Source organism: Paraburkholderia ginsengiterrae (genome assembly GCF_001645125.1).
GTDB classification, from domain to species: domain Bacteria; phylum Pseudomonadota; class Gammaproteobacteria; order Burkholderiales; family Burkholderiaceae; genus Paraburkholderia; species Paraburkholderia ginsengiterrae.
This window is the reverse complement of sequence record NZ_LXKA01000309.1, coordinates 1-16,316: the sequence shown is the minus strand read 5'-3', so window position 1 is coordinate 16,316 and position 16,316 is coordinate 1. Positions and strand designations below refer to the sequence as shown.

At 61.1% G+C, this 16,316-nt stretch carries 13 protein-coding genes and 1 rRNA gene; 2 read left to right on the top strand and 12 right to left on the bottom strand.

The annotated features are described in order from the left end of the window. Positions 1 to 20 precede the first annotated feature (20 nt). The 8 genes from mraY to coq7 form a co-directional block, all read right to left on the bottom strand. On the bottom strand, positions 21 to 1,190 hold the full coding sequence (gene mraY / locus A6V37_RS21345) for a phospho-N-acetylmuramoyl-pentapeptide-transferase (protein WP_064269256.1): 1,170 nt from the start codon (positions 1,188 to 1,190) through the stop codon (positions 21 to 23). A 17-nt stretch (positions 1,191 to 1,207) separates the two neighbouring features. Continuing rightward, the gene (locus tag A6V37_RS21340; protein WP_064286320.1) at positions 1,208 to 2,620 is read right to left on the bottom strand and encodes a UDP-N-acetylmuramoyl-tripeptide--D-alanyl-D-alanine ligase; all 1,413 of its coding nucleotides are present in this window, start codon (positions 2,618 to 2,620) and stop codon (positions 1,208 to 1,210) included. Continuing rightward, on the bottom strand, positions 2,617 to 4,164 hold the full coding sequence (locus A6V37_RS21335) for a UDP-N-acetylmuramoyl-L-alanyl-D-glutamate--2,6-diaminopimelate ligase (protein WP_064269258.1): 1,548 nt from the start codon (positions 4,162 to 4,164) through the stop codon (positions 2,617 to 2,619). Before A6V37_RS21335 ends, A6V37_RS21340 begins: the two co-directional genes overlap by 4 nt. Continuing rightward, positions 4,161 to 6,026, bottom strand: a complete 1,866-nt coding sequence (locus A6V37_RS21330) for a peptidoglycan D,D-transpeptidase FtsI family protein (RefSeq protein WP_064269259.1) — start codon at positions 6,024 to 6,026, stop codon at positions 4,161 to 4,163. The genes A6V37_RS21335 and A6V37_RS21330 overlap by 4 nt, the downstream gene beginning before the upstream one ends. Next, a complete protein-coding gene (gene ftsL / locus A6V37_RS21325; RefSeq protein WP_064269260.1) occupies positions 6,023 to 6,373 on the bottom strand; it encodes a cell division protein FtsL in 351 nt (116 codons plus the stop codon). The genes A6V37_RS21330 and ftsL overlap by 4 nt, the downstream gene beginning before the upstream one ends. Continuing rightward, a complete protein-coding gene (rsmH, locus tag A6V37_RS21320) occupies positions 6,370 to 7,323 on the bottom strand; it encodes a 16S rRNA (cytosine(1402)-N(4))-methyltransferase RsmH (RefSeq protein ID WP_064269261.1) in 954 nt (317 codons plus the stop codon). The genes ftsL and rsmH overlap by 4 nt, the downstream gene beginning before the upstream one ends. A 19-nt stretch (positions 7,324 to 7,342) precedes the next feature. Continuing rightward, positions 7,343 to 7,771 (bottom strand): division/cell wall cluster transcriptional repressor MraZ, encoded by a 429-nt coding sequence (gene mraZ / locus A6V37_RS21315; RefSeq protein ID WP_006053203.1) that lies wholly within the window; start codon positions 7,769 to 7,771, stop codon positions 7,343 to 7,345. Between the two features lie 409 nt (positions 7,772 to 8,180). Then, on the bottom strand, positions 8,181 to 8,819 hold the full coding sequence (gene coq7 / locus A6V37_RS21310) for a 2-polyprenyl-3-methyl-6-methoxy-1,4-benzoquinone monooxygenase (protein WP_064269262.1): 639 nt from the start codon (positions 8,817 to 8,819) through the stop codon (positions 8,181 to 8,183). A 303-nt stretch (positions 8,820 to 9,122) separates the two neighbouring features. On the opposite strand from coq7, the gene A6V37_RS21305 reads away from it, so the two are divergent. Continuing rightward, the gene (locus A6V37_RS21305; RefSeq protein WP_064269263.1) at positions 9,123 to 10,292 is read left to right on the top strand and encodes a porin; all 1,170 of its coding nucleotides are present in this window, start codon (positions 9,123 to 9,125) and stop codon (positions 10,290 to 10,292) included. A 239-nt stretch (positions 10,293 to 10,531) separates the two neighbouring features. Here A6V37_RS21305 and A6V37_RS21300 read toward each other — a convergent pair whose 3' ends face one another. Continuing rightward, positions 10,532 to 12,205 (bottom strand): long-chain fatty acid--CoA ligase, encoded by a 1,674-nt coding sequence (locus A6V37_RS21300; protein ID WP_064269264.1) that lies wholly within the window; start codon positions 12,203 to 12,205, stop codon positions 10,532 to 10,534. 145 nt (positions 12,206 to 12,350) lie between these two features. Further along, entirely contained in the window at positions 12,351 to 14,429 is a 2,079-nt protein-coding gene (locus tag A6V37_RS21295) for a molybdopterin-containing oxidoreductase family protein (RefSeq protein WP_064286319.1), read from the bottom strand. 188 nt (positions 14,430 to 14,617) lie between these two features. Between A6V37_RS21295 and A6V37_RS21290 the strand changes: the two genes are divergently transcribed. Beyond that, positions 14,618 to 15,814 carry a M20 aminoacylase family protein gene (locus tag A6V37_RS21290; RefSeq protein WP_064269266.1) on the top strand — a complete coding sequence of 399 codons (1,197 nt, stop codon included), beginning with the start codon at positions 14,618 to 14,620 and terminating at the stop codon, positions 15,812 to 15,814. Positions 15,815 to 16,010: 196 nt separating this feature from the next. On the opposite strand, the gene rrf is transcribed toward A6V37_RS21290, so the two are convergent. Together rrf and A6V37_RS41885 are read right to left on the bottom strand one after the other, a co-directional pair. Beyond that, a 5S ribosomal RNA gene (gene rrf, locus A6V37_RS21285) occupies positions 16,011 to 16,124 on the bottom strand. Further along, positions 16,120 to 16,316: hypothetical protein (locus A6V37_RS41885; RefSeq protein WP_208607891.1), on the bottom strand; the 197-nt coding region annotated here is incomplete at its 5' end. The genes rrf and A6V37_RS41885, both read right to left, overlap by 5 nt.

The following is a 16,316-nucleotide window of genomic DNA, read 5'->3' as shown; positions in this document are numbered from 1 at the left end:
CTGCTTCCCCTAATACCTGCTTAACGCAACTTGAGCGTGGACAAACCGAACAGACACAACATCAACGTGATGATCCAGAAGCGCACCACCACCTGCGTTTCCTTCCACCCAGACAATTCAAAGTGATGATGCAGCGGTGCCATTTTGAAGAGACGCCGCCCTTCACCGTATCGGCGCTTGGTGAACTTGAACCACGTGACCTGCAGCATCACGGAAAGCGTCTCCGCGACGAAAATGCCGCCCATGATGAAGAGCACGATTTCCTGACGCACGATCACCGCCACCGTGCCGAGCGCGCCGCCGAGCGCGAGCGCGCCGACGTCGCCCATGAACATCTGCGCCGGGTGCGTGTTGAACCAGAGAAACGCAAGCCCCGCGCCGCCCATTGCCGAACAGAAAATCAGCAGTTCGCCCGCGCCGGCGATATGCGGAAACAGCAGGTATTTCGAGTAGACCGAGCTGCCCATCACGTAGGCGAACACGCCGAGCGACGCGCCGACCAGCACGACCGGCATGATCACCAGACCGTCGAGGCCGTCGGTCAGATTGACCGCGTTGCTCGCGCCCACGATCACCAGATAGGTCAGCACGATGAAACCCCACACGCCAAGCGGGTAGCTGATCGATTTGACGAACGGCAGCATCAGGTCGGCGCGCGCCGGCAGGCCCATCGACAGGCCGCTCCTCACCCACGCCATGAACAGGTCGAACACGCGCACATTGCTCGCTTCGGACACGCTGAAGGCCAGATACACCGCTGCGAACAGGCCGATCAACGATTGCCAGAAATACTTTTCGCGCGACGACATGCCGCGCGGGTCCTTGTAGACCACCTTGCGATAGTCGTCGACCCAGCCAATCACGCCGAAACCGAACGTCACGAGCATCACGATCCAGATGAAGCGATTGGTCAGATCGGCCCACAGCAACGTAGCCACGGCAATGCCGAGCAGAATCAGCACGCCGCCCATGGTCGGCGTGCCGGATTTGACGAGGTGAGTTTGCGGACCGTCTTTGCGGACGGCCTGACCGACCTTCATCGCGGTCAGCTTGCGAATCACCGCCGGGCCACAGACGAGCCCGATCAGCAATGCGGTGATGGTCGCCATCACCGCACGGAAAGTCAGATAACTGAACACGCGCAAGAAGCTTGCGTCATTCTGCAGCCATTGCGCCAGCGCCAGTAGCATGCTTCGGTCCTTCTATTTCAATGTGCGGCGGGCGCACTGCCCGCTGCGTTGGGTTGTGGACTCGTAACGGCGTCCACCACGCGCTCCATTTGCATGAAGCGCGAACCTTTCACGAGAAGCGTTGCGGCAGGACCGAAACCGGCCTGCTGCAATTGCGCGACCAGCGTGCCGACGTCGGCCACGTGATGCGCGCCCGCGCCATACGCGCTGCAGGCGTCGCGCGAGGCGTCGCCCATGGCGTATAGCGCGTCGATGCCGCGTTCTTTGGCGTAGGCGCCAATTTCGCGGTGAAACTCCGGACCGTTGTCGCCAACTTCGCCCATGTCGCCCATCACCAGCACGCGCGGCGCGGCCCGCGAGGCGAGCACGTCGATCGCGGCACGCATCGAGTCGGGGTTCGCGTTGTAGGTGTCGTCGATCACGGTCGCGCCGGCGAGCGTGCCGAGTGCGGCCTGCTTCACTTGCAGGCGGCCCTTCACCGCGCCGAACGATTCGAGGCCGCGCTTGATCGCCTCGAGCGAAACACCTGCGGCCAATGCAGCTGACGTTGCCGCCAGTGCGTTGTGCGCGTTGTGGTTGCCGAGCACTTGCAGCGTCACGTCTATCTGGCCTTGCGGCGTGTCGATACTCAGACGGTTGCCTGCGAACGTGCCCGTTACCGCGGCTTGCGTCGTGCGGTCAGCGGAGTTCAGTGCGAAATCGACGATCCGATTGCCGGTTGCGGCCACGCGCCAGATGCTTGCGTAGGCGTCGTCGGCGGGGAAAACGGCGACGCCTTCCGGCGCGAGCGCGTGGATCACGCTGGCGTGTTCGAGCGCGACGGCTTCGACGGTCGCCATGAATTCCTGATGCTCGCGCTGCGCGTTGTTCACCACGGCGACAGTCGGCTCGGCGATTTTCGCGAGTAATGACGTTTCGCCCGGGTGGTTCATACCAAGCTCGACCACCGCCAGCTGATGCGCGGCGTGCAGACGGAACAGCGTGAGCGGCAAGCCGATGTCGTTGTTGAAGTTACCCGCGGTCGCGAGACGCGCGTCCACACCGACCGCGGCGGCAAAGATCGACGCGATCATTTCCTTGACCGTGGTCTTGCCGTTGCTGCCCGTCACCGCGACGAGCGGCATGCTGAACTTGCGGCGCCAGCCGCGCGCGAGCGCGCCGAGCGCGACGCGCGTATCGGTCACGCGGACGGACGGCACATTCCAGCCGTCCGGCACGCGTGCAACGAGCGCGGCCGTGACATTGCGCTTGGCGACCTCCGGCAGGAAGTCGTGCGCGTCGAAACGATCGCCCTTGATCGCGATGAACAGATCACCGGGGCCGGCGCTGCGGCTGTCGGTCGAGACGCGCTCGAAGGCGACGTCAGCGTCGCCGAGCACGGTCGCGCCGGGGATCAGCGCAGCAGCTTCACGCAGCGAGAACATGCTCATTCGCCACCTCCGCGTACTTGCGTGGCACGCGCGGCGAGCGCGAGGCGTGCGTGGTCCTGATCGGAGAAAGCGCGTTTCTTGCCCATGATTTCCTGTGTTGCTTCGTGCCCCTTGCCGGCCAGCACGATGACGTCTTCCCGCGCGGCGCTGCGGATCGCTTGCAGGATCGCGCTTGCGCGGTCTTCGATACGGCGCGCCTTCGACGCGTCCTGCATGCCCGCCGTGATCTGCTCGATGATCGATTGCGGATCTTCGCTGCGCGGGTTGTCGCTGGTCACGACGACGCAATCGGCGATCTTCTCGGCAATCGCGCCCATTAGCGGGCGCTTGGTGGCGTCGCGGTCGCCGCCGCAGCCGAACATGCAGATCAGTTCGCCGCCGCGCGCGGCCGCCATTGGGCGCAACGCGTCCAGCGTCTTTTCCAATGCGTCCGGCGTGTGCGCGTAGTCGATCACGACGAGCGGCTCGTCGTTTTGCAAGCGGCCGCCCAAACGCTGCATGCGGCCATTCACCGGCTCGAGCTTCGCCAATTCGGCGAGCGCGGCGCTAAACGGCACGTCGGCGGCGAGCAACGCGCCGAGCACGCCCAGCAGATTGCTGACGTTGAACGCGCCGAGCGTTTGCACTTCGACTTCGGCATCGCCCCAGTCCGAGGTGCTCAAGTGGAAAGCCGTGCCCGTAGCCGTGGCGCGCACGTTCGAGGCGAGCAGCAACGCGTCGGCCTGCGGCGCGCCTTGCATCGTCGCGTCGAGCCCGTAGGCGATCGTGCGCGCATGGCCTTGCGTGCTGGCAAGCAGACGGCGGCCGGCGGCATCGTCGCGATTGATCACCGCCGCGCGCAGTTCCGGCCAGGCAAACAGACGCGCCTTGGCCGCTTCGTACGCTTCGAAGGTGCCGTGATAGTCGAGATGGTCCTGTGTGAGATTCGTGAACACGGCGATGTCGAACGCAGTGCCGTTCACACGCCCCTGATGCAGCGCATGCGACGACACTTCCATCGCCACCGCCTGCGCGCCCGCGTCGCGCAGCTGCGCGAGACTGCGTTGCAGCTGCGGCGCGTCCGGCGTCGTAAAGCCGGTGTGCACAAGCTGGCCCGGCATGCCCGTGCCGAGCGTGCCGATGATCGCGCAACGCGTGCCGAGCGCCGTCAATGCCGCCGAGATCCACTGGCTGCACGAAGTTTTTCCGTTCGTACCGGTAATGCCAACTGCCAGCATGGCGTCGCTCGGATCGCCGTACCAGGCGCTCGCAATCGAACCGGCGAGTTCGTTCAACGCCGGCACGGCCAGCATGCTGGCCGGATCGATCTCACCGTTAAAGCCTTCCGGTTGAACCAGCACGGCGGCGGCGCCACGTTCGATCGCACTGTCGATAAACGGCCGGTTGTCCGCGCCATCCACCGCATAGGCAAAAAACGCGTCGCCCGCCGCGAGCGAGCGCGTGTCGGCGTGCAGATGCGCGCCTGGCTGCACGTGGGCGTGCAGCCAGGTCAGGGCGTCGGCGATCTGCCGGTGCGCGGGATGCTTGTTACGCAGCGCGCTCATCGCACAACTCCGGGGTGGCTCGTTGCGTTCGCGGAAATCGTCATCTTCTTCGCGCCGGCGCTAGTCGAGAGTTTCTTGACCGTTGTGGGCGTGGCGGGCGCACTCGGCGCGGCCGGCGCCGAATCGTCCGACACCACCATTTGCTTGACCGGCATATCCGGCGGGACATTTAGCGAGCGCAGCGTGTCGCCGACGATGCCCGAGAACACCGGACCCGATACCTGGCCGCCGAAGTGGCTGCCCGCCGTCGGCTCGTCGACCGACACGGCCACGACGATGCGCGGATTCGGCATAGGCGCCATGCCGACAAACGAAGCACGATATTTCGAGTGGTCGTAACCGTGAGCGCCGTGCTTGTACGCGGTACCGCTCTTGCCGCCGACGCGATAACCGGGCACGGCCGCATCCGGCGACGTGCCGCCCGGAGCAGTCACGGTCTCGAGCATGGCGCGCACTTCGCGAGCGGTGGTCGGCGAGAAGATTTGCGGCCCGGTGGCCGGTTGATCGCCAGGCGTGCGGAAAATCGACACCGGCATGATCTCGCCGTCATGCGCGATCGCGGTATAGGCACGGCCCAACTGGAACAGCGAAACCGAGAGACCGTAGCCGTACGACATGGTCGCCTGCTCGATGCGGCGCCAGCTCTTCCACGGACGCAGACGCCCTGCCGCCGCCCCCGGGAAGCCGACCTTCGGGGCCTGACCGAGACCGATGCTGGTATACATATTCCACATCTCTTCAGGCTTGAGCTGCATGGCGATCTTCGTCGCGCCGATATTGCTCGACTTCTGGATCACGCCGCCCACCGTCAAAACGCCGAATGCGCTGTCGTCGGTGATCGGTGCGCCGTCGAGCACGAAGCGGCCACCGCCCGTATCAACCAGTGTAGTCGGCGTGACGCGGTGCAAATCAAGCGCGAGCGAGACCGTGAACGGCTTCATGATCGAGCCCGGCTCGAACGTGTCGGTCAGGATGCGGTTGCGCAACTGGTCGCCGGTCAGGTGTGAACGGTCATTCGGGTTGTACGTCGGGTAGTTAACTAGCGCCAGCACTTCACCGGTGCGCACATCGATCACCATCGCCGCGCCGGCCTTCGCCTTGAATTTCTCGACGGCCGCCTTCAGGTTCGCATAGGCGATGTACTGAATCTTGCTGTCAATCGAGAGATCGACGTCCTGGCCGTTGTGCGGCACAACCTGCTCGTCCACGTCCTCGATGATGTGGCCCATGCGGTCCTTGATCACGCGGCGGCTGCCCGACACGCCGGCGAGCATCTTCTGGTCGCCGAGTTCGACGCCTTCCTGGCCTTCGTCTTCGACGTTGGTAAAGCCGATCAGGTGAGCCGTGATCTCGCCTTCCGGGTAGAAGCGCTTGTACTCGTCACGCACGTAAATGCCGGGGATATCCAGCGCGGTGACTTGGGCGGCGACATCCACCGGCACCTGGCGCTTCACGTAGACAAAGGTCTTGTCTTCCGACAGTTTGGCGCGCAGTTCCTTATTGGTCATGCCTAGCAGCTTGCCGAGCGAAGCCAGCTTGTCCGCGCCGAGGTCATCCGGCACCGATTCGGGAATGGCCCAAATCGCGCGCACCGGCAAGCTCGTGGCGAGCACGAGGCCATTGCGGTCGAGAATCTTGCCGCGCGTGGCCGGCAATTCGAGCCGGCGCTGATAACGGATTTCACCCTGCTTCTGATAGAACGCGTTGCCCGGGCCCTGGATCCAGAAAGCGCGCCCCGCGAGCGCGACGAACGCCATGAATAGCAGAAACACCACGAGCTTGGAGCGCCACATCGGCAGGCGCACTGACAGGATCGGGTTGGCCGAAAAGGCAACGCTCTTGCGAGCCGACGATTTTTTCATCGCACGCCTCCGCGGCGGGTCGCCACCGGCGCCGAGGCCGGGCCGGAAGTCGGAATCGGCGCGTCTTCAGCTTTCGCCGCGCCGGCATCGAGCGTCAGGTACTGGGTGCGTCCGGTCGTGACCGATTGCATCTTCAGCGAATCCGTGGCGATCTGTTCGATGCGCGAGGTTTTCGACAGCGCACTCTGCTGATATTGAAGCTGCGAATAGTCTTGCTGCAGCTGACGCTCCTGCGATTGAGCGCGCTGCAACTGAATGAATATCTGACGTTGCTGATTGGTCGCGTTGACGACAGACAAGGCGCAGCCCATCACGATGATCAGCAGGAAGATATTGAGGCGGTTCATGGTGCAATCCGCTCCGCCACGCGCATCACGGCAGAACGGGCGCGCGGGTTCGCGGCGACTTCAGCGTCGCTCGCGAATACGCGGCCGATGATTTTGAGCGGAGGGCTCGGCAGATCGACTGCGCGAATCGGCAGGCGGCGATCGACCGCGGGCGTACTTGCGTGCGCCTGCATGAATCGCTTGACGATCCGGTCCTCGAGCGAATGAAAGCTGATGACCACCAGCCGCCCCCCTTGCTCCAACAGCGACAACGCTGCTTCTAAAACGACTTGCAGCTCCGCAAGCTCTTGATTGACGTGAATCCGTATAGCTTGAAAGGTGCGGGTTGCCGGATCCTTGCCCTTCTCACGGGTTTTGACGACGTTAGCCACGATTTGGGCAAGCTCGCCCGTGCTGACGAGAGGCCCAAGACGGTCGGACTCTGCCCGGCGAGCAACAAGCGCCTTTGCAATCTGAAAAGCAAACCGTTCTTCCCCATAATCTCGTATCACCTCCGTCAATTCCTGCACCGTGGCCCGCGCCAGCCAGTCAGCGGCAGACTCGCCGCGCGTCGGGTCCATCCGCATGTCGAGCGGGCCATCGGCGCGGAAGCTGAAGCCCCGCTGTGGATCGTCGACTTGCGGCGACGACACGCCCAGATCCAGTAAAACGCCCGACACCCGCCCAACCCCGCGTTCCGCAATCGCGGTGCGCAGTGAAGCAAAACTCTCGTGCACGATGCCAAACCGCGGATCCGCGATCTGCTGCGCCGTGGCAATGGCAAGCGGGTCTTTGTCGAACGCGATCAGACGCCCCGACTCGCTCAGCTTGTCCAACACCAGGCGGCTGTGCCCGCCCCGCCCGAACGTACCGTCCACATACACGCCGTCCGCACGCGTAACCAGCGCTTGAACCGCTTCTTCCAGCAGCACCGTGCGATGCTGCAATTCGTTTCCCATCGCAGGTGCCATATATGTATGTATGCCGCGATCAGAACGTGAAATTCTTTAATGCTTCGGGCATGCCCTCGGCGATCGCCGCCTGTTCCTTCGCGGCGTAAATTTGCGCGTCCCACAACTCGAAGTGGCGCCCCATGCCCAGCAAGGTCACTTCCTTTTCCAGCGAGCCGGCCGCGCGCAATTCCGGCGACACGAGGACGCGGCCCGCGCCGTCCATATCGACGTCCATTGCATTGCCAAGAAATATGCGCTTCCACCAGGCTGCGTTCATTGGCAGCTTGTCGACCTTGTCGCGGAAGATCTCCCATTCCGGGCGCGGAAAAAGCAACAGGCAGCCGTCCGGGTGCTTGGTGATCGTCACCCGGCCCTCTGCCTGTGTTTGCAGCGCATCCCGATAGCGAGAGGGGATCGACATCCGCCCTTTCGCATCGAGTGTTAGCGCCGACGCCCCCTGGAACACTTCGCTCTCTCCCGCGGCGCTTTTGCGCCGGCTGTCCAATTTGTGAAAATCTACCGGAAACCGCCTGTGAGATCACACAAAAATACACTTTCTCACACTGTCTCCCACTTTAGAGGAACGCTAAACAGGGGTCAAGGGAGAGACACGCTTTTTGAGCGAATTTTGTTTGTTAGAACAAGGACTTAGCTCGACTCTTTCATGTCAGACATAAAACGGAAAACCGTTATAAATGAATGAGCTAGTGCAACTTGTGAAGGTGATACGTGAAAAGTGCGAGGGAAACGCGTGGAATGTAAGAGATCGTGAAGCGGGATTGGGAGGGGTTTGCTGGCGTTCCGGGTATTTCGGCTGGACGGCGCGCGAGGCGCCGTCCCACTTTCGGGCGGTGCTTGAACAAGGGCCTCGAATTTTAGATGTAATAGGCCGTGCGCGTCATGACTTTCGACACCGCGCGCATCAGTGCGCGCGCGGGAAATGGCAACTCGACGCCACCTGCGTCCATAGCCGATTTGCCGTGCTCCGCCTCATCCACGCGCATCTGCTCGACGATCGCGCGCGACTCGCGGTCCGCAGCCGGCAACTGATCGAGATGGCTATCCAGATGCTGCTCCACCTGGCGCTCGGTTTCGGCCATGAAGCCGAGACTGACACGGTCCCCCATGCGCCCGGCCGCCAGACCGATTGCCAGTGAGCCGGCATACCAAAGCGGGTTCAGCAGACTGGGACGCGAATCGAGGGCCTCGAGACGTTTGGCGGTCCACGCCAGATGATCCTCTTCCTCGATTGCCGCGTGGTTGAACACGGCCTGCAACGCGGGCGAACGGGTGGCGAGTTTCTGGGCCTGATACAACGCCTGCGCGCACACCTCGCCGACGTGGTTCACGCGCATCAAGCCCGCCGCGTGTGCACGTTCAGCCGGTGAGAGCTCGGGCGCCTCGCCCATCACCGCCGATTCTTGCGGAACCGGCAATGGACGACTCATCCGCGACACCCCGGTCATTGAGCGTAAACCCCGATCAAACTCGCTAATCAACTCGTCCAGAAACATTAAGCACTCCCTGACTCAACAACCGCCTCACCGATCTGGCAGGCCCGCGCTATAAGGATTTGTGGCGTCAAACCTGCCTGGCGGGAACCACCAATCCGCATGAAATAGGCGACCAGCTTTTGATTTTAGACCATGTTGCGTAAACGAAACAGGAGAGGCTCCGGCCCTCTCCTTTTTCTTTGTGCCATGTATGCCTTTTGTTACATTACGTGCAACTTCTCGCGAAGTTGGACAAGCAAGGCCTCAACGCTAGACAAAAATTTCGCCTTGTACAAAAGATTCGTATTCCTTGGAGATCATTCGATGAAAAAGTCGCTTCTCGCTCTCGCAGCACTGGGCGCATTTGCAGGTGTCGCTCATGCACAGAGCAGCGTGACCCTGTACGGTATCATTGACGAAGGCTTCAACATCAACACCAACGCGGGTGGCAAGCACCTGTACAACCTGTCCAGCGGCGTTCTGCAAGGTTCGCGTTTCGGCCTGCGTGGCACGGAAGATCTGGGCGGCGGTCTGAAGGCCATCTTCGTGTTGGAAAACGGCTTTGACGTGAACACCGGCAAGCTGGGTCAAGGCGGCCTGATGTTCGGTCGTCAAGCTTACGTCGGTCTGTCGAGCCAGTTCGGCACGGTCACGCTGGGTCGTCAGTACGACTCCGTCGTTGACTACGTCGGTCCGCTGGAAGCAGGCGATCAATGGGGCGGTTCGATCGCTGCTCACCCGAGCGACCTCGACAACTTCAACAACTCGTTCCGTACCAACAACACGGTCAAGTACACGAGCGCAAACTACGGCGGCCTGACGTTCGGCGGCACGTACAGCTTCGGCGGCCAAGCCGGCAACTTCTCGCAGAACCAGATCTGGTCGTTGGGCGCTGGCTACAACAACGGTCCTCTCGTTCTCGGCGTTGGCTACTTGAACGCGCGTACCCCGGCAAATGCAGGCGGCCTGTTCAATACGCCGTCCGCTCCGAGCGCGGCAAATGCAGCTGTGACGTCGGGCGTGTACACGGGCTTCGCTTCGGCTAACACGTACCAGGTCATCGGCGCAGGCGGTGCATACACGTTCGGCGCAGCAACGATCGGTGCTACGTACTCGAACATCCGCTTCGGCAACCTGGGTGCTACGTACGCATCGCCGTTCGCAGGCCAATCGGCTACGTTCAATAACGCGGAACTGAACTTCAAGTATCAGTTGACCCCGGCGTTGCTGGTCGGCGCAGCGTATGACTACACGCGTGGCGCGGAAATCAACGGCTCGTCGCGTGCTCAGTACCACCAAGGTGCAGTTGGCGTGGATTACTTCCTGTCCAAGCGTACCGACGTGTACGTGACGGGTGTGTACCAACACGCTCTGGGCGAGACGCTGAATGCGGCAGGCAAGGTGGTTGATGCAACGGCATCTATCGCCAGCATCACCCCGTCGGCGAACCAGAACCAGTTCACGGCTCGCATCGGTATCCGTCACAAGTTCTAATAAGTCGTAAAAAAGCAGTTTGCCTCAAAGGCGCCTTCGGGCGCCTTTTTTTATGGCAAGCTGCGGCGCCTGTCTGCGGGGCTGGCGTTAGCAACTGCGATTGCTCAATAAGAAAGGCAAAGGCCCGGCAGACTTTCATCCGCCGGGCCTTTGCCATTTTTCCGCTACACACTCTTTGCAATTTTCCGCTACACACTACTTCGTGCCGGCTTCGTGCTCGATCATCATCCGAACCACTCTTATACGCGGCCGTCGCGCAATTCCCGGCGCAAGATCTTGCCGACATTGCTCTTAGGCAGTTCCGTGCGGAATTCCACGATCTTCGGCCGCTTGTAGCCGGTCAATTGCTCCTTGCAATACGCAAAGATGTCGGCATCGGTGAGGGACTGGTCCTTCTTCACAACGAACAGCTTTACCGCTTCGCCCGAGTGCTGGTCCGGCACGCCGACCGCGGCGACTTCGAATACGCCCGGCAATTTGGCGACTACGTCTTCGATTTCGTTCGGATAAACGTTGAAACCGGAAACGAGAATCATGTCCTTTTTGCGATCCACGATCTTGACGAAACCGCGTTCGTTCATCAGACCGACATCGCCTGATTTGAAGAAGCCATCCGCGGTCATCACTTTCGCCGTTTCATCCGGCCGCTTCCAGTAGCCCGCCATCACCTGCGGACCACGGATGCAGATTTCCCCCGGCTGACCCAGCGGCACTTCGTTGCCTTCGTCATCGCGAATCGAGATTTCGGTCGACGGCAGCGGCAAACCGATCGTCCCACTGTATTCGGTGACGGTAACCGGATTACAGGTCACACACGGTGACGTCTCCGACAACCCATATCCTTCGATAATCGGCGTACGGGTTTGCTCGTACCAGCGCTTGGCGACGGCCTCCTGCACGGCCATACCGCCGCCGTTTGCAGCAATCAGCTTGGAAAAGTCGAGTTTGTGAAAGTCCGGGCTATTCAACAGTGCGTTGTACAGCGTGTTGACGGCCGGGATCGTGGTGATCGGATAGCCTTCCAGCGCCTTGATCATGCCAGGAATATCGCGCGGGTTCGGAATCAGAACGCCGAGGCCGCCGGTACGGATCGTCAACAAACCGCAAACAGTCAGGGCAAACACGTGATACAGCGGCAACGCAACAACCGTGACGAACTGATCGATATCCGCGCGGTTCGTGCGGACCGGATTCAGCCAGATTTCCGACTGCAGCACGTTGGCGATCAGGTTCCGATGCAGCAGCGTCGCGCCTTTGGCCACGCCTGTCGTTCCGCCGGTGTACTGGAGAAATGCGACATCGTCGGGACCTTGCTGGACCGGTTTGAAACTGTAACGCCCACCTTCGGCGATCGCCGTGTTGAATTTGACGTGCCCCGGCAGGCTCCACGCGGGCACCATCTTCTTCATCTTGCGCACGACGAAGTTCACGAGCGCGCCCTTGACGCCCATCAGGTCACCCATCGCCGCGACGATGACATGCTTGATCGACGTGTTGCGTACGATCGCCTGCAAGGTGACCGCGAAATTCTCGAGCAGGATGATAGCTTCCGCGCCGCTGTCCTTGAGCTGGTGCTCGAGCTCACGCGGGGTATAAAGCGGATTCACGTTCACGACCACATAGCCCGCGCGCAGAATGGCCGCAATCGCCACCGGATATTGCAGCACGTTTGGCATCATGATCGCGATGCGCGCGCCACGCGCCAGCCCTTTCGCCTGGAACCATGCGGCGAGCTTGCGCGAAAGCACGTCGAGCTCGCCGTAGCTGATCTCTTTGCCCATGCAGACGAACGCCGGTTTGGTTCGATGCTCGCGAAAGGCTTCGTCGAGCAGGTCGGCGACCGACGAATAGCGCGTCGGGTCGATCTCTGCGGGAACGCCGGGCGGATAAGATTTCAGCCAGATTTTGTCCATGCAGCGTCTCCTCCTTTATTTTCGAATGGTCGTGCTAAAAACGCATCGTAGCATGGGCACCCCGGTGCAATTCGCGAAAAGCGGCTAGGTTAGACTGCAGCCTCCAACCTACCGCGAAGGAGCGCGGCGGGATTTTTTACCAGTTTCAGGCGCGCTCGACTTCGACGAGGCAGTCATAGAAGGTCGCCGATCCCCCAAGGTCGGTGAGCGCCTGGCTGGTGACCTGATTGGCGTTCCTGCCATCGGGCGCCAGCTTTTTCCACCAGATCGACAGACCCACGACCAGCCCTTCGCGCGCTTTGTCGGTCACCCGGGCGCGCGCCTGCATTGAGCCGCGATCGTTGAAGATACGCACCTGGTCACCGTCGGCGATGTTTCGCGGCTGCGCGTCAGCCGGATGAATGTCCAGATGCGGCTCCCCTTCCGTCGAACGCAGGCTTTCGACGTTCACGAACGTGCTGTTCAGAAAGTTGCGGGCGGGGGGCGAGATCATCGCGAGCGGATAACGGGCAGCTAATTCGGGTGCGCCGTCGGCGGATTCGTAGGGCGGCAGATAGTCTGGGAGCGGGTCGAGGCCCTGTTGCGCGAGGCGCTCGCTGTAGAACTCGCATTTGCCGGACGGCGTTCGGAAACCACCTTCGGCGAACGGTGCCTCGGGAATGTTCAACTTGGCCCAACCCCTCTGTTTCAGCGTCGTCCAGTCCACGCCTTCAAGTGCTTTGTCTTGCCAGCGGAACGCGGACTGCGCGACGGTTTCGTCGCTCTCGAATAGTGCCGGTTCATCGAGCCCCATGTGGCGTGCGATGCCGCGAAAAATCTCCGTGTTCGGACGCGCGTCTCCGACCGGGGCGATGGCCGGCAAGTTGACCATAACGTCCGTGTGGCCGTATGACTTGTGTACGTCCAGGTGTTCGAGCTGGGTCGTCGCAGGCAGGAGTAGATCGGCGTAGTCCGCGGTGTCGGTCTGGAAATGTTCCAATACGATCGTGAACAGATCTTCACGCGCGAAACCTGCCGCGACTCGTTCCGAATCAGGTGCGACGGCGACCGGATTAGAGTTGTACACGACGATGGCTTCCACTTTGGGACCGAACACTGCGTCACCTTTGTGCAGAAGCGCGTCGCCGATCGCGTTCATATTGATGACGCGAGTAGGTTTGGACGGCCATCCGGGCATCAAATCGGGACGCTGCAACGCATGCGAGTCGACCGGCGCCCAGCCCCCGGACGATAGCAGTACGCCTCCGGCTCTCTCGCGCCACGCGCCGGTCAGTGATGGCAGGCAGGCAATTGCGCGCACGGCATTGCCACCGCCACGCACGCGTTGCAGACCGTAATTCATCCGGATAGCGGCCTTTTTCGTGCTGCCGTAAAGCCGCGCGAGATCGACGATCACCTGTTCTTCAATGCCGCAAATTTCAGCGACGCGAGAAGGCGGATAACTGAGCGCACGAGTCTTCAACTCGTCAAAGCCCAGTGTATGGGCTTCGATGTAGGTATGATCCAGCAGGTTTTCCGTGATCAGAACATTCATCATGCCGAGCGCCAAGGCGCCATCGGTGCCGGGTTTCAATGCAATGTGCTGATGGCATTTCTCCGCGGTTAGCGACCGATAAGGGTCGATCGCGATAAGACGCGCACCGTTTCGCTTGGCCTGCTGGGCACGGGTCCAGAAATGCAGGTTAGACGCGATGGGATTCGAGCCCCAGATAATGATGAGCTCGCTCTCCTCAAAGAACTCCGTAAGCATGCCGAGGCCCGCGCCGTAGGTGTATTTCAATCCGGCCGCGCCGGCTGCCGCGCAGATCGTACGATCCAGTTGCGAGGCGCCGAGCTTGTGAAAGAATCGCTGCGCGATGCTGTCACCCTGAATCAAACCCATCGTGCCAGCGTAGCTGTATGGGACGATCGCTTCCGGCGTGCGGAGTGTAATCTCCGATAGACGGCTTGCAGCGAGCTGGAACGCCTCGTCCCAACTGATCGGCTCAAAGCTGCCCGCGCCTTTGCGGCCGACTCGCTTCATCGGCGTTGTCAGCCGGTGTGGGTGATGAACGCGTTCTGCATAGCGGCTGACCTTGGTGCACAGCGCACCTTGGGTTGGAGGATGCTCGGGGTCCGCGACGACCTTGATCGCCCGTCCTGCCTGGACGGTCACGCGCATCGCGCAAGTGTCGGGGCAATCGTGCGGGCATACGGCGCGAGCGAAATCAGTCGGGGCATTCATCGGCGGTCCGTCCAGGGCGGCGGTTGGCTGTGTGAGCAATGGGAGATTTTATTACGCCCGTTGCCCGTTGGCCTCATGGTGCCGCCAAATAGGGCTTCGGCGTAGAATCAGTTATCAACCGTGCCCGGGCCAATGTTGCCCCGAGCGATCCCACGCAAGTCAAAGCACAAGCGCATCATCACTCCATCATGAAACTGATCCCCGAAATCCAGGCCGCTCGCGGCGAAATCCAAGCCCTTCGACGAACAATCCACGCCCACCCGGAACTGCGTTACGAAGAGACTGCAACGGCAGATCTGGTGGCACGAACCCTCGAGTCCTGGGGCATCGAAACTCATCGCGGATTGGGCAAAACGGGGGTCGTCGGTGTACTGAAACGCGGTAACAGTTCAAGCTCCATTGGCCTGCGGGCCGACATGGACGCACTGCCGATTCAGGAGCTGAATAGCTTCGATCACCGTTCGAAAAACGACGGCAAAATGCACGCGTGTGGCCATGATGGGCATACCGCGATGCTTCTCGGCGCTGCGCAGCACTTGGTTAAACATGGCGACTTTGACGGCACGATTGTGTTCATCTTCCAGCCCGCCGAAGAGGGTGGCGCCGGCGCACAGGCAATGATCGACGACGGCCTGTTTGTGAAGTTTCCAGTCGATGCGGTGTTCGGCATTCACAATTGGCCAGGCATGCCGGCGGGTCACTTCGGCGTGACTGAAGGCCCGATCATGGCATCAAGCAACGAGTTTCGCATTGAAATCAAGGGTGTAGGCGCGCATGCGGCGATGCCGCATAACGGCCGCGATCCCGTCTTTACCGCGGTGCAGATCGCGAATGGACTGCAAAGCATCATCACCCGGAACAAGAAGCCACTCGACACCGCGGTGTTGTCCATCACCGAAATTCACGCCGGCGACGCGGTCAATGTCGTGCCGAACGATGCATGGATCGCGGGCACGGTGCGCACATTTACCACCGAAACGCTCGATCTGATCGAATCACGCATGCGTAAGATCGCCGAGAGCACCGCCGACGCCTACGATTGCTCCGTCCATATCCATTTCCACCGAAACTATCCGCCGACGATCAACAGTAGTGAAGAGACGCGGTTTGCCGTCGAGGTCATGAAGGAGTTAGTCGGCGCAGAAAATGTCGACGATGCGGTCGAGCCGACAATGGGCGCGGAGGACTTCTCATTCATGCTTCTGGCAAAGCCCGGTTGTTACGCATTTCTGGGCAACGGTGAGGGTGGTCACCGGGACGCCGGCCACGGAGCAGGACCGTGCATGCTGCATAACGCAAGTTATGACTTTAACGACGATTTATTGCCGATCGGCTCGACGTACTGGGTGCAGTTGGCGCAGCGATTTCTTGCCCAAGGAAACTAGAATTCCTTGGTGGAGGCTTGAGGCGGTGATTTATTTGCCGCCGCTTGTCCCGTCTCGGTATGGCTGCAGTGTCGGCGTTGGGGACCCGTTACCCTGAAGGTAATGCATCAGTTGGAGAAGTGATGCAGTATTTTTTGGGTATGTAAACGCAGAAACCCCACCTTTTGGGGGTGGGGTTTCTGATACTGCAGGGGGAGCCTGACGATGACCTACTTTCACACGGGTAATCCGCACTATCATCGGCGTGGAGTCGTTTCACGGTCCTGTTCGGGATGGGAAGGGGTGGGACCGACTCGCTATGGTCATCAGGCTTTGACGGGTTGCTGCGTCGCCCGGGTTTTGGTCAACCCGGCGCCACAGCCAATCTGGAAGAAGTAGTTTCTGGTGATGCTCACCAGAGGGAGATTCGGGGGTTGTGTTGTTTCTGGCACAACACTGATCTCAACCTGTGTGTTCTGCAAACCCGTCTGGGGGTTCACATGTGCCCCCTTCGGGGGTTGCC